This window comes from Micromonospora sp. R311 (assembly GCF_056780015.1).
Map to the genome: position 1 here is coordinate 15,866 of NZ_JBSWCE010000036.1, position 24,126 is coordinate 39,991.

Annotated in this window: 22 protein-coding genes; 12 read left to right on the forward strand and 10 right to left on the reverse strand. The window is 71.6% G+C overall.

From position 1 onward, the window contains the following. Positions 1 to 219 precede the first annotated feature (219 nt). On the forward strand, positions 220 to 1,407 hold the full coding sequence (locus tag AC1WTP_RS26565; protein ID WP_481651998.1) for an RNA ligase RtcB family protein: 1,188 nt from the start codon (positions 220 to 222) through the stop codon (positions 1,405 to 1,407). Continuing rightward, a complete protein-coding gene (gene prfH / locus AC1WTP_RS26570; RefSeq protein WP_481651999.1) occupies positions 1,404 to 2,090 on the forward strand; it encodes a peptide chain release factor H in 687 nt (228 codons plus the stop codon). Before AC1WTP_RS26565 ends, prfH begins: the two co-directional genes overlap by 4 nt. A gap of 8 nt (positions 2,091 to 2,098) precedes the next feature. Here the strand turns inward: prfH and AC1WTP_RS26575 are convergent, their stop codons facing one another. Next, positions 2,099 to 2,941 carry a helix-turn-helix domain-containing protein gene (locus AC1WTP_RS26575; RefSeq protein ID WP_481652000.1) on the reverse strand — a complete coding sequence of 281 codons (843 nt, stop codon included), beginning with the start codon at positions 2,939 to 2,941 and terminating at the stop codon, positions 2,099 to 2,101. A 135-nt stretch (positions 2,942 to 3,076) separates the two neighbouring features. Here AC1WTP_RS26575 and AC1WTP_RS26580 point away from each other — a divergent pair, with 135 nt between their 5' ends. Then, on the forward strand, positions 3,077 to 3,472 hold the full coding sequence (locus AC1WTP_RS26580; RefSeq protein ID WP_481652001.1) for a nuclear transport factor 2 family protein: 396 nt from the start codon (positions 3,077 to 3,079) through the stop codon (positions 3,470 to 3,472). A 67-nt stretch (positions 3,473 to 3,539) separates the two neighbouring features. Here the strand turns inward: AC1WTP_RS26580 and AC1WTP_RS26585 are convergent, their stop codons facing one another. Continuing rightward, entirely contained in the window at positions 3,540 to 4,100 is a 561-nt protein-coding gene (locus AC1WTP_RS26585) for an NADPH-dependent FMN reductase (protein WP_481652002.1), read from the reverse strand. 149 nt (positions 4,101 to 4,249) lie between these two features. Here AC1WTP_RS26585 and AC1WTP_RS26590 point away from each other — a divergent pair, with 149 nt between their 5' ends. Both AC1WTP_RS26590 and AC1WTP_RS26595 read left to right on the forward strand, forming a co-directional pair. Further along, positions 4,250 to 4,714, forward strand: coding sequence for a MarR family winged helix-turn-helix transcriptional regulator (locus AC1WTP_RS26590; protein ID WP_481652003.1), 465 nt, complete (start codon positions 4,250 to 4,252; stop codon positions 4,712 to 4,714). Positions 4,715 to 4,717: 3 nt separating this feature from the next. Beyond that, entirely contained in the window at positions 4,718 to 5,011 is a 294-nt protein-coding gene (locus AC1WTP_RS26595; RefSeq protein WP_481652004.1) for a tautomerase family protein, read from the forward strand. Positions 5,012 to 5,090: 79 nt separating this feature from the next. Here AC1WTP_RS26595 and AC1WTP_RS26600 read toward each other — a convergent pair whose 3' ends face one another. Both AC1WTP_RS26600 and AC1WTP_RS26605 read right to left on the reverse strand, forming a co-directional pair. Beyond that, on the reverse strand, positions 5,091 to 6,755 hold the full coding sequence (locus tag AC1WTP_RS26600) for a glycoside hydrolase family 10-like protein (RefSeq protein ID WP_481652005.1): 1,665 nt from the start codon (positions 6,753 to 6,755) through the stop codon (positions 5,091 to 5,093). Between the two features lie 112 nt (positions 6,756 to 6,867). After that, positions 6,868 to 7,818, reverse strand: coding sequence for an alpha/beta fold hydrolase (locus AC1WTP_RS26605; RefSeq protein ID WP_481652006.1), 951 nt, complete (start codon positions 7,816 to 7,818; stop codon positions 6,868 to 6,870). A 415-nt stretch (positions 7,819 to 8,233) separates the two neighbouring features. Here AC1WTP_RS26605 and AC1WTP_RS26610 point away from each other — a divergent pair, with 415 nt between their 5' ends. Continuing rightward, positions 8,234 to 9,424: an MFS transporter gene (locus tag AC1WTP_RS26610; RefSeq protein WP_481652007.1), complete on the forward strand. Its 1,191-nt coding sequence runs from the start codon at positions 8,234 to 8,236 to the stop codon at positions 9,422 to 9,424. A gap of 87 nt (positions 9,425 to 9,511) precedes the next feature. On the opposite strand, the gene AC1WTP_RS26615 is transcribed toward AC1WTP_RS26610, so the two are convergent. Next, entirely contained in the window at positions 9,512 to 9,718 is a 207-nt protein-coding gene (locus tag AC1WTP_RS26615) for an SDR family oxidoreductase (protein WP_481652008.1), read from the reverse strand. 36 nt (positions 9,719 to 9,754) lie between these two features. On the opposite strand from AC1WTP_RS26615, the gene AC1WTP_RS26620 reads away from it, so the two are divergent. Together AC1WTP_RS26620 and AC1WTP_RS26625 are read left to right on the forward strand one after the other, a co-directional pair. Further along, the gene (locus AC1WTP_RS26620) at positions 9,755 to 10,129 is read left to right on the forward strand and encodes a PadR family transcriptional regulator (protein ID WP_481652009.1); all 375 of its coding nucleotides are present in this window, start codon (positions 9,755 to 9,757) and stop codon (positions 10,127 to 10,129) included. Then, a complete protein-coding gene (locus tag AC1WTP_RS26625) occupies positions 10,126 to 11,490 on the forward strand; it encodes a permease prefix domain 1-containing protein (protein ID WP_481652010.1) in 1,365 nt (454 codons plus the stop codon). Before AC1WTP_RS26620 ends, AC1WTP_RS26625 begins: the two co-directional genes overlap by 4 nt. Before the next feature lie 26 nt (positions 11,491 to 11,516). Here the strand turns inward: AC1WTP_RS26625 and AC1WTP_RS26630 are convergent, their stop codons facing one another. Continuing rightward, positions 11,517 to 11,846 (reverse strand): hypothetical protein, encoded by a 330-nt coding sequence (locus AC1WTP_RS26630; RefSeq protein WP_481652011.1) that lies wholly within the window; start codon positions 11,844 to 11,846, stop codon positions 11,517 to 11,519. Positions 11,847 to 12,031: 185 nt separating this feature from the next. On the opposite strand from AC1WTP_RS26630, the gene AC1WTP_RS26635 reads away from it, so the two are divergent. Beyond that, complete coding sequence (locus tag AC1WTP_RS26635; RefSeq protein WP_481652012.1) at positions 12,032 to 12,790, forward strand: DUF1223 domain-containing protein; 759 nt, start codon at positions 12,032 to 12,034, stop codon at positions 12,788 to 12,790. Positions 12,791 to 12,929: 139 nt separating this feature from the next. Here the strand turns inward: AC1WTP_RS26635 and AC1WTP_RS26640 are convergent, their stop codons facing one another. Further along, entirely contained in the window at positions 12,930 to 14,156 is a 1,227-nt protein-coding gene (locus tag AC1WTP_RS26640) for a phospholipase D-like domain-containing protein (protein WP_481652013.1), read from the reverse strand. A gap of 207 nt (positions 14,157 to 14,363) precedes the next feature. Then, a complete protein-coding gene (locus AC1WTP_RS26645) occupies positions 14,364 to 14,726 on the reverse strand; it encodes an STAS domain-containing protein (RefSeq protein WP_481652014.1) in 363 nt (120 codons plus the stop codon). A 256-nt stretch (positions 14,727 to 14,982) separates the two neighbouring features. Here AC1WTP_RS26645 and AC1WTP_RS26650 point away from each other — a divergent pair, with 256 nt between their 5' ends. Continuing rightward, positions 14,983 to 15,735 (forward strand): GAF and ANTAR domain-containing protein, encoded by a 753-nt coding sequence (locus tag AC1WTP_RS26650; protein ID WP_481652015.1) that lies wholly within the window; start codon positions 14,983 to 14,985, stop codon positions 15,733 to 15,735. Positions 15,736 to 15,789: 54 nt separating this feature from the next. Here the strand turns inward: AC1WTP_RS26650 and AC1WTP_RS26655 are convergent, their stop codons facing one another. Next, on the reverse strand, positions 15,790 to 16,239 hold the full coding sequence (locus AC1WTP_RS26655) for a MarR family winged helix-turn-helix transcriptional regulator (protein ID WP_481652016.1): 450 nt from the start codon (positions 16,237 to 16,239) through the stop codon (positions 15,790 to 15,792). Between the two features lie 219 nt (positions 16,240 to 16,458). Here AC1WTP_RS26655 and AC1WTP_RS26660 point away from each other — a divergent pair, with 219 nt between their 5' ends. Continuing rightward, positions 16,459 to 17,508: a hypothetical protein gene (locus AC1WTP_RS26660; protein WP_481652017.1), complete on the forward strand. Its 1,050-nt coding sequence runs from the start codon at positions 16,459 to 16,461 to the stop codon at positions 17,506 to 17,508. 289 nt (positions 17,509 to 17,797) lie between these two features. Here the strand turns inward: AC1WTP_RS26660 and AC1WTP_RS26665 are convergent, their stop codons facing one another. Beyond that, positions 17,798 to 18,403: a hypothetical protein gene (locus tag AC1WTP_RS26665; RefSeq protein ID WP_481652018.1), complete on the reverse strand. Its 606-nt coding sequence runs from the start codon at positions 18,401 to 18,403 to the stop codon at positions 17,798 to 17,800. A gap of 232 nt (positions 18,404 to 18,635) precedes the next feature. Here AC1WTP_RS26665 and AC1WTP_RS26670 point away from each other — a divergent pair, with 232 nt between their 5' ends. After that, entirely contained in the window at positions 18,636 to 24,098 is a 5,463-nt protein-coding gene (locus tag AC1WTP_RS26670) for an ATP-binding protein (RefSeq protein WP_481652019.1), read from the forward strand. The last annotated feature ends 28 nt before the right edge of the window (positions 24,099 to 24,126 follow it).

Below are 24,126 nucleotides of genomic sequence, written 5' to 3' on the forward strand. Positions count from 1 at the left end.
GGCGAGGGGAGCCGGCCGGGCTTCCCTCGCCCCGTGCTCACGCCGCGCCACGGCTCCCCCGCTGCCCCGGGTGGCCGAAAGTCGCTTGCCGGGGACGGCGGGCTCCGGGAGGGTGGTGTCCATGACGTTCTGACGGACAGCACCCGTTGCCCCCGCGCCGCACGGCACCGTTCGGTGCCGCGCTGCCGTCCGTCCACACTCGTTCAGAAGTGAGCGTCGTTGTACCAGCACCACTCCCGGCCGCAGTCCCCGCCGCCGTCCGCCCTGGCCACCGTCACCGTGTTCGCCTCCCCCACGAGCTGGATCGAGTCCGCCGCCCTCGCGCAGTGTCACCAGGTGGCCGCCCTCGACGGCATGCGCCATGTCGCCGCCATGCCGGATCTGCACCCCGGCAAGGGCGCCCCGATCGGCGCCGCCATGGCGTCGACCGTGTTGTACCCGTTCCTGGTGGGCTCCGACATCGGTTGCGGCATCGCCGTGTTCCCCGTCAGGCTCAAGCGCGCCGTACCCGAGAAGCTCGCCGCCCGGTTCCCCGACCTCGACCGGGCGCTGGACCCGGAGCGGGATGCCGACGACCCGGCCTGGGCCGTCGTGGCGGGCGATGTTCCCGCCGGTCACGTCGACGGGCTCGGGACGGTCGGCCGGGGTAACCATTTCGTCGAGCTGGCGCGGATCGGGACCGTCTTCGAGCCGGCTCACGCGAGCCGGCTCGGGCTCGACGCCGGTGACCTCGTGCTCGTCGTCCACAGCGGCTCCCGAGGGCTGGGCGAGCGGATTCTGCGGGCCCACACCGAGGTCCACGGCGCGGGTCCCGCTCCCGACGTCACCGGCTACCTGGCAATGCACGACCAGGCCGTACGGTGGGGTTCGCTCAACCGGCGGCTGCTGGCCGCCCGGGTGGCCCACGCCCTCGGCGCCGAGCCCACCGAGCCGATCGTCGACGAGTGCCACAACCTGGTCGAGATCCGCGACGGGGTGTACCTGCACCGCAAGGGCGCCGCGCCGGGTGACGGCCGCGACGTGCTCGTCGCTGGTACCCGCGGCACCCCTTCCTACCTGGTGGCCGCCCACGCCGGCCCGGAGGCCAACCATTCCGTGGCGCACGGCGCGGGCCGCAAGATGTCTCGCGCCAACGCCCTGCGCCGGGGTCGGGCCAAGCACACGGTCGAGGAACTGCGCCGCACCCCGGTGGGGTCGGTGGTGGTGTGCGGCGAACGGCAACTGCTCTTCGAGGAGGCGCCCTCGGCCTACAAGCGGATCGAGCAGGTGATCATCGACCTCGTCGACCACGGGCTGGCCACCCCCGTGGCCACCACGGTCCCGCTGGTCACCTACAAGACGCCCGACACCGGGTCCACGCCCCGGGCGGACCGCCGGGACGACCGCCGCAGGCGCGGCCGGCCATGAGCGTCCACCTGCTGATGTCCGCCGGGCGCGGCCCGCAGGAGTGTGCCTGGGCGCTGGGCCGGTTGCTGTGCCGGCTGGAGGCCGACGCCACCCGGCAGGGCCTGACCACCCGTCGGGTGCAGACGGTTCCGGGTGACCGGCCCGACACCTACCGGTCGGTGCTGGTCCGGATCTCCGGCGCCGGCGCCGGGCCGTTCGCCGCCTCGTGGACCGGGACCCTGTGCTGGCAGGCCGCCAGCCCGTACCGGGCGAGCACCGGCCGGAAGAACTGGTACGTCATCGCCCGGCCGTGCCGGGTCGACCCGCCGGCCAGCACGTTCGCGGAGGCAGATGTCGACGTCGTCGCCTGCCGTACCGGCGGCCCCGGCGGCCAGCACCGGAACAAGGCCAGCACGGCGGCACGGGCCACCCACCGCCCCTCCGGCATGGTGGTCGTGGTCGACACCGAGCGGCGGTTCAGCCTCAACCGCCGCACCGCCCTCCAGCTGCTGCGTCAGCGCCTGGCGGACGGCGACGAGGCGGCCCGGAGCGATCTCACCACCGCCCGCTGGCGCATCCACGGCGAGCTGGTCCGCGGCAACCCCACCCGGGTCGAACGTCCGGAACCGTCGGGACAGGACGCCGCGGCACGGCACCGGACGCCCCGACGACGGCAGCTCACCCGGCGGCACGTGCCGCGGTGACCGGCGTTTCAGCGCATACCGCTCGCCACGGCCCCGGTCAGGGACGACCCGGCCGCCTGCGCGGCGGTGGACGCCATGGCCCGCAGCGTGTCCGCCGTCGCGGCGTCGGCCGGGAAGAACGTCTCGATGGAGATCTCGTCGAGCGTCACGTCCCGCGGTGAGCCGAAGACCGTCGTCGTGTAGAGCAGCGCCAGCTCGCCGTACTCGGTGGCCAGCCGCAGGGGGACCACCAGGTCCTCCATCGGCGGCGCGCCGGCGCCCGTCGCGCTCTCCTCCGGCACCGGGTAGCTCTCCAGCTCGACCAGCAGCTCCGCCAGGCCCTCCGCGGCGGTGCGGGCGAGCTGCCGGCGGATCCGGCGCAGCACGTGCGCACGCCACTGCGCCAGATTCCGGATCTGCCGGGACAGGCCGTCCGGGTGCAGGGTCGCTCGCAGCACGTTGACCGGAGGCGTACGCAGCGCCTCCGGAACGCCGTGCAGGAACGCCTCCGCGGCACGGTTGGCGGCCACCAGCTCCCAGCGCACGTTGACGGCGAGCGCCGGATTGGGCTCGTGGCCGGTGAGGACCGCCGCCACGGCGGCGCGTGCCGCACCGAGATCGGTGAACGCGCTCTCCGCGTGCACCGGCGCGAACCCGGCGGCCAGATAGAGCGCATTACGCTCCCGCAGCGGTACGTCGAGTTCGTCGCAGAGCCGCTCGATCAGGCCACGGCTCGGGTTGGCGCGCCCGGTTTCGACGAAGCTCAGGTGCCGGGTGGACAGGTCGGCCGACAACGACACGTCGAGCTGCGACCGGCCCCGCCGCTCGCGCCAGCGCCGGATCAGCACGCCCACCGGCTCGGTCCTGGTCATGGCACCAGCCTCACCCAGGTGACCGCCGCCCGGCAATGACCTCGTAGGTAATCGACACCGGCCGGGGCCGGGCCGCACGGTACCGGTGCGGCAGCCGCCGCAGCAGACCATCGACAGTGGAGAAGAGGATCGGCCATGAGCTCCAGCGCCAGGTATGCGGAAGCCGTCGACCGTTACGTGCGGTTCTGGAACACCGGAGAGCCCGACCAGCAGCAGCGACTCGCCGTGGAGACCTTCACCGACGACATCCGCTACCACGCGGAGATCGGCGTCCTGACCGGCCGACAGGCGCTGATCGACTTTCACGACCAGTTCACCCGGCACGTGAGCACCGCGGTGTTCCAGGGTCGCGAGCAGCCGCAGATCCACCACGACCGGGGCCGACTGCGGTGGGAGATCGAGGTCCAGCAGGGGCAGTCCTTCGCCGCCGGGACCGACACGCTGGTGTTCGCCCCGGACGGCCGGATCAGCTCGGTCACCACGTTCCTGGACCGCGCGCCGGACGGCTTCGACCCGCACGCCCACCACTGACGTCGGCGCCTTCGGCAGATGGCCGCGGGAGGATCCCGCGGCCATCTGCGAATCCGTCCAGCGTGGTTCAGCTGTCGCGCAGCGGGGCGAGCGCGGTGCTCCAGGCCACGACCTGGTCGAGCGTGGTGTTGAGCGAGTCCTGATGGAACTGGTTGGGCTTGAAGACGCTGAAGTTCTCGAAGTCGGTGAAGAGCGAGAGCGCCACCTGGGACCGCACGTCGGCCATCTGCAGCTCACCGGCGATCAGCCGCAGGTGCTCCACCGCCCGGGTGCCGCCGGCGGAGCCGTAGCTGACGAACCCGACAGCCTTGTTGTTCCACTCGGCGTAGAGGAAGTCGATGGCGTTCTTCAGCGCACCCGAGGTGGAGTGGTTGTACTCCGGGGTGACCATCACGAACCCGTCGAACGACGCGATGGTGTTGGCCCAGCGCAGCGTGTGCGGCTGGGTGTACTGGCCCATCGCCGGCGGGTACGCCTCATCCAGGTGCGGCAACTGGTGGTCGAGCAGGTCGACGAGTTCGAACTCCGCGTCGGAACGCTGCTTGGCGACCTCGAGGACCCAGCGGGCGACGGCTTCGCCGTTACGCCCGGGGCGGGTGCTACCGAGGATGATCCCGATTCTGGTCATGGTGCTACCTCTCCGAATGTCCTTGACTGGTCAAGCAGACGCTATCCATTGTTTGCTTCGTCAAGCAACCGGCTCGCCTATGTTTGCGATCACAGCGGCCGTCGCCGGGCCGCCGGGAATTGCTCCGTCAAGCAACTAGCATGGTGGGCATGTCCGGTTCCCCAGCAGAGCCCCTGCAGCCCCTGAACCCCGAGGAGGAGGCGCTGGTTCGCTCCCTGGGCCGCGTCATCTACGTCCTGCCCAGGGTGATCGACGCCGACATGGTGAGCGAGCACCAACTGCCGTTCACCGAGTACAATGCGCTGCGGGTCCTCTCCGAGGCGCCCGACCGGCAGATGCGGATGAGTGAACTCGCCGCCGCCTGCGAGCTGTCGTTGAGCGGGATGACGCGCACGATCAACCGGCTGGAGGCCGAGGGCCTGGTCCAGCGGGTCAGGAGCGAGAAGGACGCCCGCGGTTGGAACGCCGTCCTCACCGACGCCGGCTTCGCCCGCCTGGAACAGGCCTGGCCGAGCCATCTGGCCAGCGTGCGCCGGCGGTTCCTGGACCACTTCGAGGGCATGGACCTCGCTGCGCTCGCCCGCGCGTTCCAGCGCGTCGGGACGGTCCGCTGACGCGTGCGCCCGCCCGCACCGAGCGCGGGCACCGGGCACGGGTCGGTCAGTCGGTCAGTCGGTCGCGGATCGCACCCGCGCCGGCACCTGCAGCAGATCCAGGGAGCTACGCCACCGACCGCCGAGGAGAAGGCGGCCCTCATCCACGGCGTGAGCAAGGTGCTCCTCGACGTGCTGAACAAGCCGATGGAGTCCACCTTCGTCGTCATCGACGAGGTCGAGACCGAGAACTGGGGCCGGGGCGGCCTGCCGGTGGAGCAGTTCCAGGAGCAGCAGCGCGCGCAGTCCGCGGAATAGCGGCGGAGGCGGCGTGACCCGACACACCAGACCGGTCGGAGTCACGCCGCCCCGGCCCGGCGACACGCCTGGCGATTCCTCACGGCGCGGCGACGGAGACCGGCGCGCTGAGTCCGCCCTCGTTCCCGCTGCGATCCAGTCCGGACACGCAGTAGGAGAGCGGGCGGCCGGCCGGGGCGGTGCGGTCGACCCAGCCGGTCCCCCGGGCCGTACCGACGAGCCGGGCCGTGTCACCGTCGACGCGGTAGACGGCGAAGCTGGTGGCGCCGTCCCCGCGCCAGCTCAGCGCGACCCCGCCGGCGTCCGCACGCCGCGCGTCGGTGATCGCCGGTGCGGCCGGGGGCGCCGCCGGGAGTTGCGCCATCACGGGCATCAGCGCCGGGCCGGCGTAGTGCGCCCGGCGGTAGCGGCTCACCGCCCCGAGCTTGTCGGCGCGCACCTGTCTGGCGCTGAAGTGCACGCTTCCGCTCACGCCGTGCCGGCGGTTGAGGGCGAGCTGCCGGTCCAGCTCGGCCGGGTCGCGCCAGGCGCCGCGCTCACCCACCCGGTAGTCGGCCTGGCCGATGTAGAGCTGCACCCGGGTGCCCTTCACCGTGGCCACCCACCACGGCAGCAGCTTGGCGTAGTCGGCCCTGTCGAACCCGACGTGCCAGTAGAGTTGCGGCACGACGTAGTCCAGCCACTGCTCCCGCACCCAGAGCCGGGTGTCGGCGTAGATGTCGTCGTAGCTCTGCAACCCGGCCGTCGCGGAGCCGGCCGGGTCGGTGCGCTTGTTGCGCCAGATGCCGAACGGACTGATGCCGAACTTCACCCACGGCTTGATCGCCTTGATCCGCTCGCTCATCTCGCGGACCAGTGTGTTCACGTTGTCCCGGCGCCAGGCGTGCTTGTCGGCGAAGCGCCGGCCGTACCGGGCGAACGTCGCGTCGTCCGGAAAGTCCTGCCCGGCCTCCGGGTAGGGGTAGAAGAAGTCGTCGAAGTGCACCCCGTCGATGTCGTACCGCTGGACCGCCTCCAGCATGGAGTCCTCGACGAACCTGCGCGCCGCCGGAATGCCCGGGTTGAAGTAGAGGCGGCTGCCGGGCCGGTCGGCGCTGGGATAGGTGACCACCCAGTCGCGGTGCCGCCGCAGCGGGTGGTTCGGCGCGAGTTGGTCCAGCCTGGGGCCGGGCCCACCCACCGTGGCCGGCTGCCCGCCGCGGTACGGGTTGAACCAGGCGTGGAACTCCAGGTTGCGGGCGTGCGCCTCGGCGACCATGAACTCCATCGGGTCCCAGCCCGGGTCGCGGCCGTCGCGGCGCCCGGTCAGCCACTCCGACCACGGCGCGTACCGGGACGGCCAGAGCGCGTCCCCGCTCGGCCGCACGTGCACGAAGACCGCGTTGTGGTTGTGCCGCACGGCTAGGTCCAGCCAGCTGCGGAACTCCGCCCGCACCGTCTCGGCGGGCAGCCCACGCCGGCTCGGCCAGTCGATGTTGTTCACCGTCGTGATCCACATGCCGCGCAGCTCACGGGGAGCCCGGGCCGGCCGGCCGGCGCAGCCGGGCGTGCCGCCCGCCGGGCCGGCGTCGCCGGCCGCGCCGAACACGGCGACGTCTCCCGGCTCGGGTGCGCCACCGCCGCCGGTGATCCGGTCCCGCAGCGACCACGCGCCGACCCCGACCGCCACGGCGAGCGCGACGAGCACCGCGACCAGCATTCGGGTACGGCGGGCGGCGGGAGCGGATGACTCGGCATCGGGCATTGCCACAGTCTGCCCAGTGCGGCCCACCGGGGTGAACCGGTTGCCCGGTTACTTAACGGTCAGCTAAGCCGACCGCTCACCCCGGGTCGCCCGTACGCGGCAGCGGTCGCCGCTACCGCCCCTGGTCACGGTAGGGGGCCAGGAACGCGGTCAGCGCCGCCAGCATCTCCTCGGGAGCCTGCTCGGCGACCCAGTGGCCCGCACCGGGGACGACCACGGTCTGCACGTCGCTCGCGGCGGGCTCGATCCCGTGTCCGGCGAGGTCACCCCAGCTCTTCTCGCCGCCGATGGCGAGGACGGGCATCGTGAGCGGCTGGGTCTTGCGCTGCTCGTTCTGAGCGAGGGTGGCGTCCCACGCGCGATAGAGCCCGAAGCTGCCCCGCAGGACATCGGGGTCGGAGTAGAGATCGACGTAGTACCTCAACACATCGTCGGGCAGTGACTCGCCGCCCTGAACGGCGAACTCGTAGCCGAAGAAGATCTCCTCGCGTCCCCTGACGAGCTGTTCGGTCACCTTGTCGTTGACCCGGTTGAAGGGGATGTGCCAGAGCCGATTGTTGATCTGCTCGGGGGCGAACAGGGGCGGGGAGGGAGTCACCCCCGGAGGCCCGGGAATCTCGGCGACGGCCAGGCGGTCGACCCGGTCCGGATGATCCGCGGCCAGCGCGTAGGCGATGATGTAGCCGGTGTCGTGGCCGACCACGGCGAACCGCTGATGGCCCAGCGCAGCCATCAACGCGACCAGGTCGGCGGCGAGGGTGGCGCTGTCGTACCCACCCTCGGGCTTGTCGGTCAGCCCGATACCGCGCTGGTCGACCGCGATGACCTCGAAGCTCTGGGCGAGCGCCGGCATCAGCAGGCGCCACGCGTACCAGTTCTCCGGCCAGCCGTGCACCAGCAGCAGCGGCGGTCCGTCGCCTCCGATCACCGCGTGCTGGCGCAGTCCCCCGGCGTCGACGTACCGGCTGGTGAAGGTGTCGGTGAACCCCGCCGGAAGGTTCGGCGCCCGCGAGACGGAGCCGGGGCCCTCCGCGGCGGGGTACCGGCCGGCAGAAGAGCTCATGACGATCTCCTTTCACCGCACCTCGGCGAGTCGGCACAGGATCGGTGCCGGCGGGAGCGCCGCCCGGACTCGTCCGTGACCGGTTCCGGGTTCCCGCCTGCCACGCCGCCCTTGCCCCGGCGCGGAGAAGCCTCCGCGGCGGCGCCGAGGCTCGGTGTCACGGCACGCTCAGCCTAGCCGCGGGCCGCGGACGGGCGAGCCGGAACGCCGACTCCACGCCGCCACCGCCGGAGCCTCGATCCCTGCTCAGTGCTGCGCACCCCGTCGCACCGGCCGGACCCGGCGCATCGGGGCCGGTCCAGGCCGCGTGTCAGGGGGCGCATCGGGTACTCCGCCGCAGCCTGTCAGCAGGAGGGATTCCGGTCCATCCACCACACCGGGACGCCGCTCGCCCGCTCACCGGAGGAAACGCCTGATGAGTATCGCCGAATCGCGGCGGCTCTCGCCGAACGTCTCCCTGGTCCTGCTCGCCTCGATCCTCGTGTCGTTCCTGGCGGCGGCGGCAGCGCCGACTCCCCTCTACGGCATCTACCAGGAGCGCTGGAACTTCTCGCCGATCATCACGACGGTGGTGTTCGCCGTCTACGCCGTCGCGGTCCTGGCGTCCCTGCTCACGTTCGGCAAGCTGTCCGACCATGTCGGGCGGCGGCCGGTCCTGCTCGTCGCGATCGTGGTCCAGATGGTCTCGCTGGTCGTCTTCATCGCCGCCAACGGTGTACCCGCGCTGCTGGCCGCCCGCGTCGTGCAGGGACTCGCGACCGGCGCCGCCACCGGCGCGGTCGGTGCCGGCATGCTCGACATCAGTCGCGCCCGCGGCACGCTCGCGAACGCGGTCGCTCCGGGTATCGGCACCGGTACGGGTGCCCTGCTCTCGGCGCTGCTCATCCAGTTCCTGCCCGCGCCGACCCGACTCGTGTACGTCGTCCTGCTGGTGATCCTGCTGATCCAGGTCGTCGGCGTGGTGCTCATGCCGGAGACGGTCACGCCGATGAAGGGAGCCCTGCGGAGTCTGCGGCCGGAGATCAGCCTGCCGCACGCCGTGCGCGGGCTGGTACCGGTCGTCCTGCCGGTGGTCTTCGCCGTATGGGCGCTGGCCGGCTTCTTCGGCGCGCTCGGACCGGCGGTCGTGCGCGCCCTGATGAACACCTCGATCGTGACTGCCGGCCTGCTCCTCTTCGTCTTCGGCAGCGTCGGGTCCCTCACCGTCGTGCTGCTGCGCAACGCGGCCGCGCGAACCATGATGCGCGCCGGAATCGCCGCACTCATCCTGGGCATGGTCATCACGCTGGTGTCGGTCACCACCGAATCCGTACCCGGCTTCTTCGTCGGCCTCGCACTCGGCGGCGTCGGCTTCGGCGGCGGTTTCCAGGGCAGCCTCAGGACGATCCTGCCGCTGGTGGAGGCGCACGAACGGGGCAGCGTGCTCTCCCTGTTCTACATCGTCTGCTACATCGGCTTCGGGCTGCCCACCGTCATCGCCGGATTCCTCGTCGTCCACGGCGGCGGCGTGCCCCGGACCGCCAACGAGTACTCGGTCGCCGTCATCCTCCTCGCCCTGATCGCCCTGTTCGGGCTGCGCAGGGCCGGCCGCACGTCACCCGGCTGAACCGCACGGGCAGAACCGGGCCGAGGGCCGGCGTGCGTCGTTGCGCGCGGGGGCGCGCGCTCGGAGCGAGCACGCGCCCGGTGAGGATCAGGTGAAGTTGGCGCCGCCGTCGACGAGCAGCGACTGCCCGTTGATGTAGGCGCCGTCGTCGGAGAAGAGGAAGGCCACCATGGCGGCGAGGTCCTCCGGCGTTCCCAGCCGCGGCGACCGTACGGCCAGGAGGATCTGCCGCCTGCGAGCGGGTGACAGCCCGTCTCCGGCTCCTTGTGCCCGGACGATACCTAGAACTACCATGCATCAAGGCTCTAGGTACGGGCGCAGGGAGGTCTCGTGCGGGTCACCAAGGATCTCGTGGCCGCCTCGGCGACACCGATGGTGCTGGGCATCCTCGCCGAGGGCGAGAGCTACGGCTACGCCATCCTGAGGCGGATCAACCAGCTGTCCGGCGGCGAGCTGGACTGGACCGAGGGACTGCTCTACCCGTTGCTGCACCGGCTCGAGCGCCTCGGCCATGTGGAGTCGAGCTGGCAGTCGGTCACCGGCGAGCGGCGGCGCAAGTACTACCGCATCACCGACAGCGGCCGGGCTGAGCTTGCCGAACAACGCCGCCAGTGGGACACGGTCGTGGAGGCGCTCCGGCAGATCTGGCTCGGCTCGGGCGACTTCAGGCCGTTGACCGCGATCCCGCTGGAGGGCCGGGCATGACCGCGCCGGACGAGTTGGAGGCCCAGTTCGCTCAATGGCGGCAACACGTGCAGCGCCGCCCGGAGCTACGCCAGTCCGACGCCGAAGAGCTCGAAGACCACCTCCGGGGTTCCGTCGACGAGCTCATCGCCGTCGGCCTCCGGGCCGACGAGGCGTTCCTGGTCGCGATCAAACGCATGGGCAGCCTGAACGACCTGTCCCGGGAGTTCGCCCGGGAACACTCGGAACGGCTCTGGAAGCAACTGGTGCTGACCGGCGAGTTCGGCGGTCCCGCGGTGGACACCCGGTCGCGGCGGGACCTGCTGGCGATGGTCGTCTGCGCGGCGGGCGCGGCGGCCTCCGTCAAGGTGCCGGAACTGTTCGGGATGAGCTTCGAGGACGATGGCGCCCGCTATGCGACCAACGCCAGCCTGTTCGCGCTGCCCTGGCTGGCGGCCTTCCTGGCCTGGCGCCGTCATGCCAGCAGAGCGCTGATCGGGGCGCTGGTGGCGTTGTTCGCGCTCGGCGCCGTGGCGGCCAACGCCTATCCGCTCACGGAGGACTCCCAGTCGGTGGTCCTGACCGGCATCCACCTCCCGATCGCCCTGTGGCTCGTGGTCGGTCTGGCCTACGTGGCCGACGACCTGCGCTCGTCGCGCCGGCGCATGGACTTCATCCGCTTCACCGGCGAATGCTTCATCTACTACGTCCTCATCGCCCTGGGCGGCGGGGTGCTGACCGCGTTCATGTTCGGGACCTTCGAGGCGATCGGGATCTCGCCGGAAGGCTTCGTCTCGACGTGGCTGCTGCCCTGCGGCGCAGCCGCAGCGGTGGTGGTGGCCGGGTGGCTCGTCGAGGCCAAGCAGAGTGTCGTCGAGAACATCGCCCCCGTGCTCACGCGGCTGTTCACCCCGCTGTTCACCGCCGTGCTGCTGGCCTTCCTCGTCGCCCTGGGCTGGACCACCGCCGGCATCAACGTCGAGCGGGAAGCGCTGATCCTCTTCGACCTCCTGCTGGTCGTAGTGCTGGGGCTGCTGCTCTACTCCATCTCCGCCCGCGATCCGCTGGCGCCGCCCGGCCTCTTCGACAAGCTGCAACTCGCCCTCGTGGTCAGCGCCCTCGTCATCGACGTGCTGGTGCTGGTGGAGATCACCGGGCGGATCACCGAGTACGGCACCACACCCAACAAGGCGGCGGCGCTCGGCGAGAACGTCATCCTGCTGGCCAATCTCGCCTGGTCGGCGTGGCTGGTGCTGGGGTTCGTCCGCGGGCGCACCCGGTTCGCGGCGCTGGAGCGCTGGCAGACCGGCTACCTACCGGTGTACGGCGGGTGGGCCTGGGTCGTGGTCCTGGTCTTTCCCCCGCTGTTCAACTACCTCTGACCAGTGGCCGGACCTGCGCCGACCCGTCACGGAGTTGCCCGCGGTCCCCGAAGCTCCTCCCGATACTTGTCATCGGCGGCGGAGTGGTAGGCGGCGCCCCACACCCGCACGCAGACGACCACCGCGATGATCATGATCGTTACGGTGACGATGGTGTCCTGGGTGTCGAGTGCCGGCTTCGACAGCCGATTGAGCCCCCAGACGGTCACCACGATCTGCCCGACCTGAACACCCACGGCGAACAGGTAGAGCCACTTGGTCTCCGTCGAGGCGTAGAAAGGAACCGCGTCGAACTCGTCCGGAACGAAGTCGCCGACCTCGTGTCGGCTCGGCTCGTCGACGTCGTCATGCCCCATGGAGCCACCGTATCTCCTCGAAGCGACAACTCTCGATGAGTGGTCCCGCCGGCTTCCGACCACGGGTGCGGGCCACGGAGCCGGTGCTCCCGAAGACCCGAGTGCGCACCGCGCGTTACCAGGCATGGTCGCGGCCATAACGGGAATCGGAGGGCCGCGAGCAGCCGTGACGGAGGAGACGCGCCATGACGGACCCATCGCGCACCGGGTCGGATCGTGCCCAGTCGCTGCCGGCGGGGGACGTCGCGGCGGCCGGCGCCGGCTTCGCCGTCGTGGAGGTGTTCACCTCCCAGGGCTGCAACAGCTGCCCGCCGGCCGAGGAACTGTTGAGCGAGATCGAGCGTGACGCCCGGAAGCGGGGACAGCCGGTCTTCGCCCTCGGCTTCCACGTCGACTACTGGGACTACCTCGGCTGGGCCGATCCGTTCGCCGACGCGGCGTACACCGGTCGGCAGGAGGCGTACGCGCGCGCCTTCGGCACCGGGCGGTTGTACACCCCGCAGATGATCGTCAACGGCACCGTCGAGTTCGTCGGTTCCGATCGTCGAGCGGCGGCGAGCGCCATCGCGTCCGCCCTGACGGCGGCGGCCGTCACGCCGCTCACCCTGTCGGTCGAGGACGCCCCGGACGACGGGCACCGGGTGGTGGTGGACTACCAGGCCGAGCGGCCGCCGGCGCGGGCGGTGTTGAACGTGGCGATCGTGGAGCGTGGCCTGGTCAGCGAGGTCGCCCGGGGTGAGAACGCCGGGCGGACGCTGCGCCAGGACAACGTGGTGCGCGCCTTCACGGCGGCGGCTCTGGACGCCGGGCGTGGCCGGGTCGAGCTGGACCTGCCGCCGGATCTCGATCCGCGACACGCCTCGGTGGTCGGCTACGTGCAGAACGACGGCCACACGGCGATCGTCGGCGCCGCGGCCCTCGACCTGTCCGCCCAGCCGGCATGAGAGCTGCGGCGTAGTCGGCCGGCGACCGCAGTCTCGACGTCGGCCGTCGCGGTCACCGCGGCTGGCGCACCTCGCCGGCCGCTCCCACCCGCCGCATCCGGGCCGGCCGGGGCAGGAGGAGACCTGCGATCCGGGCGGCTCAGCGACACGGGAAGTTGCTCTTCGAGCAGGTCACCCCGAAGTTGTACGCGTCGTTGAAGTGTGTGTAGTAGGCGTCGTAGAGCGGGTGGGTGGTGCCCGTCTCCGGGGCCATCTTGACGAAGATCTCGTCGTTCTCGTTGAGGGCGTCCTGGGTCCAGTTCTGGGACCCGGTGTAGACGCGGTACTGGTAGGCGCTGCCGTACCTGCCGTACGCCAGGAAGAACTTGTCGTGCACCTTGTCCTTGCGGCGGATGGCGACCCCGGCGTCGAGCAGCTCGTTGTAGACCGACTGACTCATGGCGATGCCGCCCTCGGCGTTCGTGCCGATCGCCATCCAGACCTTGCACCCCGCGGAGCGGAACCGGGTGACGAGACTGACGATCTGTGGCCGGCCGGTGGTCACCGCCGCCATGCCGACGCGCAGCCGGCAGTCGGCGTCGGGGGTCAGGTCGTTGAGCCGGGTCACGATGGTGTCGGTCTGCCCCGCGCCTTCCGGGGACGCGTACCCGTCGGCCGCGGCCGCCTGGTAGTAGCCCCGGCCGGAGGCGGAGTCGTAGTAGTCGTTGCCGCTGTAGTGCCGGCGGTTCCACATGTCGGCGAAGTTGGCGTTGAGCCCGGCGGCGAGCGTCGCGTCGCCGTAGACCGTGAGGGTGTTGTTGAACGCGTCCGGTCCGGTGGCGTAGGTAAGGTTGCTCGACCCGAACCACACGACGTTGCCGCGGGGGACCCCGTTGGGATCGGTGGTGCTGGTGAAGGTGAACAGCTTGGTGTGCATGTCGCCCGCGGCGCTGGTGCTGATGCAGCCGTTGCCGCCGCTGCTGTTCAGGCAGAACCGGTGGTTGGTCAGCTGCTTGATCTTCGTGATGGCGGAGTCGGGCGAGGTGGCGTTCTTGCCGTCGAGGATCACCATCACGGTGACGCCGCGGCTCTGGGCACGCAGCAGCGCGTCGGCGACCGAGTCCACGCTGAGGGAGTGGATCGCCCCGCGGACGGTGGAGCCGGCGGGCGCCGCGTCGATCAGCCGTTGCAGCTCGGTGATGATGGTGTAGTCGCGTCCCGCGGTCGGATCGGTGAAGTGCGCCCACACCGGGTAGCCGGCCAGGGTGGCCGACGCGGCGGAGACGCTCGACGCCTCGGGCGCGGCTGGCGCCGCTCCCGTCGGGGCGATCACCGAGCACAGCGCGACGAGAGAGCACACCAGCGTACGGCGGGTCGTCACGCCCATCCTGCCCTTAATCATAGACAGGGATGATTGTCGGAAATTTTCCGTACGTCAATGTCACCCGGCGGAATTCCCCATGAACGGCTGCGGCCGTCCGGCACCCCGAGCCGAGGTTTCGGTTTGATCAACTCCGGGTACGTCTCCCGCGGCGGCAGGTCCGACAGACAGCCGGGACCAGGCAGAAACGCTGGATGTGGAGCGAAAGGCAGGTCACTCGGTGGTGAATTCTTCGCTGAGGCCGACCAGGTTGAGGACGGTGACGGTGATCCGGGACGGCTTGCGCAGCACCAGCGCACAGCCCTGCGCGGCGACACGGCGGCGCACGGTCAGCAGTGCGGTGATCCCGGCGGCGCAGAAGAAGTTGACTCGGCCCAGGTCGAGCACCAGCACCGCGAGCGGTGGGCCGGCCATCACCCTGTCGACGAGGTCGACGAGCACATCGACCGTGTCCAGGTCGAGTGGCCCCCGGACCTCCACCACCACCGCCGGGCCCTCCGCGGCGACCGCGAGGGACAGGACGGACTGGCGGGTGATCTCCGGCGGTGCCGGGTGCGGCGCCTGATGGACGGACATGGGACCGCTCCTCGGTGAGGACGTCTGGACCGGGTCGATCGGCCCACCGTCGGTGGGCGGCACTGGTCCTGGGCTCATGTCCGAACCCACGTCGACCCTAGCCGCGTCGCGCCCGATCCGCACCCCGCTCCGCCGGGAGCGCGGGCTCCCGGGCCATCAGACGCACCGGCCGGCGCTTCTCCGAGAAGCAGGCCAGGACGGTCATTTCACCTTCGGTGAAACCGAACGGACACATGGTTTTCAGGAGGTAGCAGTGGTGTCCGATGCTGCTGAATCGCACCTGGCCTCCGCGTACGGCCGGCTGCTGACCCTGCTCGCCGACTCACCCCACGTCGACGTGTTCCTCGACCAGGTCGTCGAGGTCGCGGCCGAGGTGGTCTCCCCCGCCGTGGCCTGCGGAATGACGGTGCGCCGGGACGGCGGTGCCTGCACCGTCGCCGCCAGCAGCGACCTCGCCGCCCGGGCCGACGAGATCCAGTACGGCGCCGACGAGGGTCCCTGTCTCCATGCCCTGCGCAGTGGACGGGTCGTCGAGGTCGTCGATCTGCGCGAGGACGTGCGCTGGTGCCGTTACCGGGAACCCGCGCTCCGGCTCGGCATCGCCAGCTCGCTGTCGCTACCGATGACGGTCGATGGGGAGACCGTGGGCGCCTTGAACCTGTACGCCACCCACCCGGCCGCGTTCACCGAGAACGCTCGCCAGCACGCCGTGGCGTTCGCCGACCAGGGGACGGCGGCGCTGACCGTCATCCTCCGCCAGGCCGACCAGGCCCTCCTGCACCAGCAGCTCACCGACGCGATGGCCTCCCGCAGCGTCATCGACCAGGCCCTCGGTGTGCTGATGGGTCAGCAGCGGTGCACCGCCGCGGAGGCTTTCGCCCTGCTCCGACAGGCGTCTCAGCACCGCAACCGCAAGCTGCGCGACGTCGCCGCGGAGATCATCACGCAGGTGACCGGCGCGTCCCCGCAGCCGGCTCCCGGCTTCGTGGCGCCCCGCCAACACACCTGAGCACGGCACACGGCCGCCCGCCCGGGGAGCGACCCCGCCGGGGGCGGGCCCGCCTCACTCGGCCCAGGGCTGGAAGCCGGTCTGGAGGACGGCGTCGAGGGACGCCCGCAGTCGGACCGCCTCGTCAGCTCCGAACCGTTCCTCGAACCGGGCCTGCGCGGCTCGCCACAGCGGCAGGGCGGCATTCATGCGGGCGAAACCCTCGGGCGTGATCGTCACGATCCTTGCCCGGCGGTCGGCGGCCGACGGCTCGACGGTCACCAGGCCCGCCCGCGTGAGCGGCTTGAGGTTGGTGGCCATCGTCGTGCGGTCCATGGAGATCATGTCAGCGAGGCTGGTGATCGTCATCTCTCCGCGAGCACTGAGTTTCCGCAGGATGGTGAACTGCGTCGCACGGAGGCCGACCGGGCTGAGGGCCTTGTCGTAGGTCGCCGTGAGGTAGCGGGTGGCCTTGCGCAGTGCGAGGCAGTTGCACGGGTCGAGGTTCGTCAGGTCAGCACTCATGATCTCCTCCGGGCCATCCCGCCCATGATAAGCGCATATGCGCACAAATGCGAAGGGGTCGCCGACACCACCGCCACCACCCTTGCCGTTCCGCCGATAGGCGCATATGCTCCTATTGCGTCCGAGCCCGAGGTACCCGCTCTTCAGGAGGGCCTGCCGGGTGCCTGCCTCCGCTCGACCCTCCTCGCCCTGCCCGCCCTTCCACCGGAGAGTCCCGTCATGGAAACCCCCGTCGGACAGACGCCCGAGCGCGAGCGGACACCCTCCGCAGCGGCCGTGCCCTCCCGCCAGCCGGGCCAGCCCACCGGCGGCCTGCCGCCGGTGCGGGCCTGGCTCCAGCCGACCCTGATCGCCCTGATCGTCGTGGCGGCCTTCATCGGCTGCTACATCGGCCTGCAACGCGACCCCCAGCCCCACCAGGTCCCGATCGCGGTGGCCGGACCGGAGCTGCCGGGCCAGATACGTCAGGCCCTCGGCGACAGCGTCGAGGTCCACCCGGCCGCCGACGCCGCAACCGCGCGCCACGCCCTGGAACGCCACGAGGTGGTCGCCACGCTCAGCACCGACGGCCCGGGTCAGCTGCGCCTGCAGATCGCGGGCGCGGACGGCCCGTCCACCACGACGGCGGTGAAGAATCTCGTCGTCGCCTACGCCAACGGTGCCGGCACGCACGTCACCGTCGAGGATGTCGTTCCGCTGAGCCACTTCGACGCCCGGGGACTGGCCGGCTTCTACATGGCGTTCGGCGTGACCCTGGCCGGTTTCGTGCTCGGCTCGAACGCCCTCGGCCTGGCCGGCCTCATGCGCCTGCGCCACCGGTTCTGGCTGCTGTCCGGCGCTTCCCTGGCCATCGGCACCCTCGCGGCGATCATCGCCGGCCCGGTTCTGGAAGCCGTGCCGGCCCCGGTTCTCCCGCTGGTCCTCACGCTCGCCCTGTTGGCGGCCGCGGCCGCGCTCACCACCAAACTGCTCGGCACCTACCTCGGCCCCGTCGGAGTTCCGGTCGCCACCCTGCTGCTGCTCACCCTCGGCAACGCCACCAGCGGCGCCACCACAGGCGTCGACCTGCTGCCCGCCGCGGCCCGAGTCGTTTCGCCACTGCTGCCCCCGGGGGCGGCCGTGCGCGCCATCACCGACCTGAGCTACTTCCACGGCGCGCACGCGGCGGGCCCTGTGCTCACGCTCGCGGTGTGGGCCGTTCTCGCCGCGCTCCTGGTCGGCCTGCGTCCCCGCCTGACGCGGCGGCGGCCCGCGGCAGCCGTCGCCTGACCGCCGGCCCTGCCGCGCAGGGCCGCCACCCGGCATCATCCAGCCACTGAGGAGGGGATGCGATGCGACCAGCAGCGCACAGCCCTGACCGAAGCCACACCGACCAGGCAATGGAGGAATCCGATGCGCCTTCCCAGACCCCTCATGGCGGTGTCGCTGGCGGTGCTCTCGCTGGCCGTCACGATCGGTTGCTTCGCCCAGGCCGTTTGACCGCCCCGGCAACCGGTCGCTGTTGCCTGCCGGCCCCTGACGAATGCGTCAGGGGCGGCGGGCAACGGTCTTCCAGCGGTCAGTTCCCGCGGCCCGGGTCGGTGAGAGCGTCCCAGTCCTCAGCGTTCATCGGGAACGGCCCCCAGTGCGGCAGGTAGAAGGGACGCCGAGGTGGGTGGGCCACCGTGAACGGCGTGAACGCCGGGTCCGCGATCACCCGGTAGACGAACTCGGCCGTCGACATGTCGAGCTGGTGCCAGGGCTCGACGGCGTCCCACCGCGCCACCACCGGCCACCGCTCGGGCTCCACGGCACGGTCCGCCAGCCAGTAGTACTCCCCCTCGGTCTGGTCGCCACCCCACTGGATGAGCCCCAACGCCTTGTCGGGCCCGTACATCTCGTAGGGGGCCCACAACCCCGACGAGTCATGCCCGCCTGCGTACTGCCGGCAGTAGGCCCACGTCCGGAGCAGTTGCCGTGAACCGTGGTCGCCGGTCGGCCGCAACAGGTCCAGGTACGCGTAGAACGCCCCCGGCACGAACCGCCGGCACAACTCCTTGAAGTCTGCTGGCAGCGCGACGCCCAACTCGGTCTCCACCTGCTCCCAGCCGGCATCGCCCGCCGGCTCGTGGCGCCAGCCGGTCACCTCGACGATCCGGTCGATCCACGTCAGCTGATGGTCCACGGCCGGCAAAGTATCAGCGACGGCCGACACCTCCCCGGCTGGCCGAGGTTCGCCCCCGCCCCGGCCCAGGGCTGGGCGGATAAAAAGTTTTGTTCGGTTCCTACAAACGGTGCCGCGTAGGGTTCGGTGGTTACGGCATGGCGCTGCCAGCCGGCAGGCGGAAAGGTGATCGCTGCCGGAGGCTGGGGTCTCGCGGCGCATACATCGTGGGTCTACCGGAGGGGTCGGTCGGGTGTTCAGCCGTATCGCCATCGTCAACCGTGGTGAGGCCGCGATGCGGCTCATCCACGCGGTCCGAGAGCTGGCCGCGGAGACCGGGATGCGGATCGAGACCGTCGCCCTGTACACCGACGTCGACCGCACCGCCACGTTCGTGCGCGAGGCGGACATCGCCTACGATCTCGGTCCCGCGTCCGCGCGCCCGTACCTGGACCTGACGAAGCTGGAACGCGCGTTGGTCGAGACCGGGGCCGACGCCGCGTGGGTCGGCTGGGGCTTCGTCGCCGAGGACCCGGCGTTCGCGGAGCTGTGCGAGAAGGTCGGGGTCACCTTCGTCGGGCCGAGCGCGGAGGCCATGCGCCAGCTCGGTGACAAGATCGGCGCGAAGCTGATCGCCGAGGAGGTCGGCGTGCCGGTCGCGCCGTGGAGCCGCGGCGCGGTCGAGACCCTGGACGCCGCGCTGGCGGCGGCGACCGAGATCGGTTACCCGCTGATGCTGAAGGCGACCGCCGGCGGCGGCGGACGCGGTATCCGCGTGGTCACCAACGCCGCCGAGCTCGCCGACGCGTACGAGCGCACCAGCCAGGAGGCGGCGCGCGCGTTCGGCAGCGGTGTCGTGTTCCTGGAGCGCCTGGTCACCGGTGCCCGGCACGTCGAGGTCCAGGTGATCGCCGACGGCCAGGGCACGGCGTGGGCGCTCGGTGTCCGCGACTGTTCGGTGCAGCGGCGCAACCAGAAGGTCATCGAGGAGTCGGCGTCGCCGGTGCTCAGCCCGGCGCAGGCCGCCGAGCTCAAGGCGTCGGCCGAACGGCTGGCCGTCGCGGTCGGTTACCGGGGTGCGGCGACCGTCGAGTTTCTCTACCACCCGGGCGACCGGCTGTTCGCGTTCCTCGAGGTCAACACCCGCCTGCAGGTCGAGCACCCGATCACCGAGTCGACGACCGGGTTCGACCTGGTCAAGGCGCAGCTGCACGTCGCCGCCGGCGGGCGGCTCGAGGGCGAGCCGCCGGTGGAGCGCGGGCACGCCATCGAGGCCCGGCTGAACGCCGAGGACCCGGACCGCGACTTCGCGCCCTCCCCGGGTCGCATCGCGCGGCTGGACCTGCCCGCCGGGCCGGGCATCCGGGTGGACACCGGCGTCAGCGAGGGCGACACCATCCCCGCCGACTTCGACTCGATGATCGCGAAGATCATCGCCTACGGCCGCGACCGCGACGAGGCGCTCGGCAGGCTGCGCCGGGCGATGGCGAACACCACGGTGATCATCGAGGGCGGCGCGACGAACAAGAGTTTCGTGCTCGACCTGCTCGACCAGCCCGAGGTCATCGACGCGAGCGCGGACACCGGTTGGATCGACCGCGTCCGCGGCGCGGGCAGGCTCGTCGCGCACCGGCACTCCGCCGTCGCGCTGGCGGCCGCCGCCATCGAGGCGTACGAGGAGGAGGAACGCGCCGAGCGGCGGCGGCTGCTGTCCACGGCGTCCGGCGGGCGCCCGCAGGTGCAGCACGCCGGTGGCCGACCGCTGGACCTCAAGCTGCGCGGCGTCAGCTACCGCTTGCGGGTGGCACGGGTCGGCGCGCACCGGTTCCGGGTCGGCATCGAAGCGGGCGGTGCCGTCCGCGCCGCCGACGTCGAGCTTGACCGCTTCGACCGGCACACCGGGCAGATCGTCGTCAACGGCGCCCGGTACCGCCTGCTCACCGGGACGCACGGGCCGATCCACCTGGTCGAGGTGGACGGCGTGACGCACCGGGTCAGCCGCGACGAGGGCGGTGTCGTCCGCTCGCCCATGCCCGCGCTGGTCGTCGCCACGCCACTGGAGGTCGGCGCCGAGGTCGAGGCGGGCGCGCCGGTGCTGGTGCTGGAGGCCATGAAGATGGAGACGGTGCTGCGGGCGCCGTTCAAGGCGCGGCTGAAGGAATGCGCCGTCTCCGTGGGCAGCCAGGTGGAGGCCGGCGCGCCGTTGCTGCGGCTGGAGCCGCTGGCCGACCAGGCCGCCGAGGCCCCGGCCGGCCCGGCCACCACGGCCGTCGAGCTGGACCTGCCCGCCGCGCCCGCCGAGATCCCGGCGCGGAAGCGCGCCACGCGCGGCCAGGAGGACCTGCGCGGTCTGCTGCTCGGCTTCGACGTCGACCCGCACGACGACGGCCGGGTGCTCGACGACTACCTGGCCGCACGCCGGGCGGCCACCGCCGACGGGCACCGGCCGCTGGCCGAGGAACTCGACCTCGTCAACGTGTTCGCCGACCTCGCCGAGCTGAGCCGCAACCGGCCGACGGGCGAGGACGGCGGCGACGCCCACGTGCACAGCGCCCGCGAGTACTTCCACACCTATCTGCAGAGTCTCGACGTCGAGCGGGCCGGCCTGCCGAGTTCGTTCCAGGCGAAGCTCGCCAAGGCGCTCGGGCACTACGGTGTCACCGACCTGGAGCGCTCCCCCGAGCTCGAGGCCGCCGTGTTCCGGATCTTCCTCGCCCAGCAACGGGCGTCCGCCGACGCCACCGTTGTCGCGACGCTGCTGCGCGCGTGGCTGCGGGAGTCACCGCCGGACGAGACGCTGCGCGAGCCGGCGGGCCTCGCGCTGGAGCGGCTGGTGGCCGCGACGCAGGTCCGTTTCCCCGTGGTCGCCGACCTCGCCCGCGGCGTGGTGTTCGCCTGGTTCGCCCAGCCGCTGCTGCGCCGCAACCGCGCCCGCGTCTACGCCCAGGTCCGTGGGCACCTGCGCCAACTGGACGCGCACCCGGACGCGCCGGACCGCGCCGAGCGCATCGCCGAGATGGTCCGCAGCACCGAGCCGTTGGTCCGGCTGCTCGGCCAGCGGCTCGTGCGCGACCACCTCGACAACGCGGTCATGCTGGAAGTGCTGACCCGGCGGTACTACGGCAACAAGGGACTCACCGGCGTCGCCGCCCGCGACGTCGCGGGTTGCCGGTTCGTGGTCGCCGAGCGCGCGGACTCGAGCGTGGTCTCGGCCGCGGTGAGCTTCGACGCGCTGGGCGACGCGCTGCGTGGGCTCGCCGAGCTGGCAAGCGGCCACGACGCCGTCGACGCCGACATCTACCTCGCCTGGGAGAGCCAGCCGGAGGACTTCGACGCCATGGTGGCGGCGCTGCTCGAGGTCGTCAACGCGCACCCGCTGCCGCCCCAGGTCCGCAGGGTCACCGCCACCGTCGCCGGTCGCGGCGGAGCGGTGATGCACCACCACTTCACCTTCCGCCCGTCAAGCGCCGGGATGGCCGAGGAGCGGCTGATCCGCGGCCTGCACCCCTACATCGCGCAGCGGATGCAGCTGGAGCGGCTGCGCAAGTTCGACCTGACCCGGCTGCCGTCGGCGGACGAGGAGGTCTACCTCTTCCGGTGCGTGGCGCGGGAGAACCCGTCCGACGAGCGTCTCGTCGCGTTCGCGCAGGTGCGCGACCTGACCGAACTGCGCGAGCACGACGGCCGGCTGGTCTCGCTGCCTACCGCCGAGGACACCGTCGCCGCCTGCCTCGACTCGATCCGCCGCGCGCAGTCGCGGCGTTCGTCGAAGACGCGATTCAACACCAACCGGATCGTGATCTACGTGTGGCCGCCGAGCGAGCTCACCCGCGAGGAGATGGAGATGATCGCCGGGCGCGTGCGTCCGACGACCGCGGGCGCCGGGCTGGAGGAGATCCTGTTCATCGCGCGGCAGCGCGACCGCGCGACCGGCGAACTGACCAAGATCGCCGTACGGATCTCCTTCGACGCCACGGGCGGCGCGGAGCTGACCATCGGCGAGCCGCCGGTCGAGCCGGTCGAGCCGCTCGACGACTACCGGCTGAAGGTGCTGCGGGCGAGCAGCCGCAACACGGTGTACCCGTACGAGCTGACCGGCCTGCTCGGCGACTTCGTCGAGCACGACCTCGACGACGACCACGCCCTGGTGCCGGTGGACCGGCCGAAGGGGCGCAACAGCGCAGCGATCGTCGCGGGCCTGGTCACCACGCCCACCCCACGGCACCCGCAGGGCGTCACCCGGGTGGTGCTGCTCGGCGACCCGACGAAGTCGCTGGGTGCGCTGTCGGAGCCGGAGTGCCGCCGGGTGATCGCCGCGCTGGACCTGGCCGAGCGGATGCGGGTGCCGCTGGAGTGGTACGCGCTCTCCGCCGGCGCCCGGATCTCGATGACGTCGGGCACGGAGAACATGGACTGGGTGGCCGCGGCGCTCAAGCGGATCGTCGAGTTCACCCAGGACGGCGGTGAGATCAACATCGTGGTCGCGGGCATCAACGTCGGCGCGCAGCCGTACTGGAACGCCGAGGCGACGATGCTCATGCACACCAAGGGCGTCCTGGTGATGACGCCGGACTCGGCGATGGTGCTCACCGGCAAGCAGTCGCTCGACTTCTCCGGAGGCGTGTCCGCGGAGGACAACTTCGGCATCGGCGGATACGACCGGGTGATGGGCCCCAACGGGCAGGCGCAGTACTGGGCGCCGAACCTCCCGGCCGCGCGGGACGTGCTGATGGCGCACTACGACCACACGTACGTCGCACCCGGCGAGGACGCGCCGCGGCGGGCGGACACCACCGACCCCGCCGACCGGGACATCTCCGACTTCCCGCACGCCGTGGCCGGCAGCGACTTCACCACCGTCGGCGAGATCTTCTCCGCCGCGGCCAACCCCGACCGCAAGAAGCCGTTCGACATCCGGACGGTGATGCGGGCGCTCTCCGACCAGGACCACCCGGTGCTGGAACGCTGGGCGGGCATGGCCGACGCGGAGACCGCGGTGGTGCAGGACGTACACCTCGGCGGCATCCCGGTGTGCCTGCTCGGCATCGAGTCACGGGCCGTGCCACGGCGGGGCTTCCCGCCCACCGACGGCCCGGACACCTACACCGCGGGCACGCTGTTCCCGCGGTCGTCGAAGAAGGCCGCGCGGGCGATCAACGCGGCCAGCGGCAACCGACCGCTGGTGGTGCTGGCGAACCTGTCGGGCTTCGACGGCTCGCCCGAATCGATGCGAAAGCTGCAACTGGAGTACGGCGCCGAGATCGGCCGGGCGATCGTGAACTTCCGCGGGCCCATCGTGTTCTGCGTGATCTCGCGGTACCACGGCGGCGCGTTCGTGGTGTTCTCGAAGGCGCTGAACCCCAACATGACCGTGCTCGCGCTGGAAGGCTCGTTCGCGTCGGTGCTCGGCGGCGCACCCGCCGCGGCGGTGGTGTTCGCCGGCGACGTCGACGCCCGCACCGCGGCCGACCCGCGGGTGCGGGACCTCGAGGCCCGGGTCGCGGCGGCCGCCGGCGCCGACCGCGCCGCGTTGACCGCGGAACTCGACGAGCTCCGCGCCTCGGTCCGGGCCGAGAAGCTCGGCGAGGTGGCCACGGAGTTCGACCGCGTGCACAACATCCAGCGTGCGGTCGAGGTCGGCTCCGTCGACGCGGTCATCCGGGCGGCCGAACTCCGTCCCCGCATCATCGCGGCCATCGAGGCGCATCTGGGTTGAGCCGGGGCGGTCATCGGGCCGGGTGGCG

Excerpts from the sequence above, each read along its gene's own strand:
- prfH (WP_481651999.1), top strand. The coding sequence starts at position 1,404 with ATGAGCGTCCACCTGCTGATGTCCGCCGGGCGCGGCCCGCAGGAGTGT.
- AC1WTP_RS26645 (WP_481652014.1), bottom strand. The coding sequence starts at position 14,726 with ATGTCCGTCCATCAGGCGCCGCACCCGGCACCGCCGGAGATCACCCGC.
- AC1WTP_RS26590 (WP_481652003.1), top strand. The coding sequence starts at position 4,250 with ATGTCCGGTTCCCCAGCAGAGCCCCTGCAGCCCCTGAACCCCGAGGAG.
- AC1WTP_RS26625 (WP_481652010.1), top strand. The coding sequence starts at position 10,126 with ATGACCGCGCCGGACGAGTTGGAGGCCCAGTTCGCTCAATGGCGGCAA.
- AC1WTP_RS26600 (WP_481652005.1), bottom strand. The coding sequence starts at position 6,755 with ATGCCCGATGCCGAGTCATCCGCTCCCGCCGCCCGCCGTACCCGAATG.
- AC1WTP_RS26655 (WP_481652016.1), bottom strand. The coding sequence starts at position 16,239 with ATGAGTGCTGACCTGACGAACCTCGACCCGTGCAACTGCCTCGCACTG.
- AC1WTP_RS26575 (WP_481652000.1), bottom strand. The coding sequence starts at position 2,941 with ATGACCAGGACCGAGCCGGTGGGCGTGCTGATCCGGCGCTGGCGCGAG.
- AC1WTP_RS26630 (WP_481652011.1), bottom strand. The coding sequence starts at position 11,846 with ATGGGGCATGACGACGTCGACGAGCCGAGCCGACACGAGGTCGGCGAC.
- AC1WTP_RS26610 (WP_481652007.1), top strand. The coding sequence starts at position 8,234 with ATGAGTATCGCCGAATCGCGGCGGCTCTCGCCGAACGTCTCCCTGGTC.
- AC1WTP_RS26640 (WP_481652013.1), bottom strand. The coding sequence starts at position 14,156 with ATGGGCGTGACGACCCGCCGTACGCTGGTGTGCTCTCTCGTCGCGCTG.
- AC1WTP_RS26660 (WP_481652017.1), top strand. The coding sequence starts at position 16,459 with ATGGAAACCCCCGTCGGACAGACGCCCGAGCGCGAGCGGACACCCTCC.
- AC1WTP_RS26615 (WP_481652008.1), bottom strand. The coding sequence starts at position 9,718 with ATGGTAGTTCTAGGTATCGTCCGGGCACAAGGAGCCGGAGACGGGCTG.
- AC1WTP_RS26580 (WP_481652001.1), top strand. The coding sequence starts at position 3,077 with ATGAGCTCCAGCGCCAGGTATGCGGAAGCCGTCGACCGTTACGTGCGG.
- AC1WTP_RS26585 (WP_481652002.1), bottom strand. The coding sequence starts at position 4,100 with ATGACCAGAATCGGGATCATCCTCGGTAGCACCCGCCCCGGGCGTAAC.
- AC1WTP_RS26605 (WP_481652006.1), bottom strand. The coding sequence starts at position 7,818 with ATGAGCTCTTCTGCCGGCCGGTACCCCGCCGCGGAGGGCCCCGGCTCC.
- AC1WTP_RS26635 (WP_481652012.1), top strand. The coding sequence starts at position 12,032 with ATGACGGACCCATCGCGCACCGGGTCGGATCGTGCCCAGTCGCTGCCG.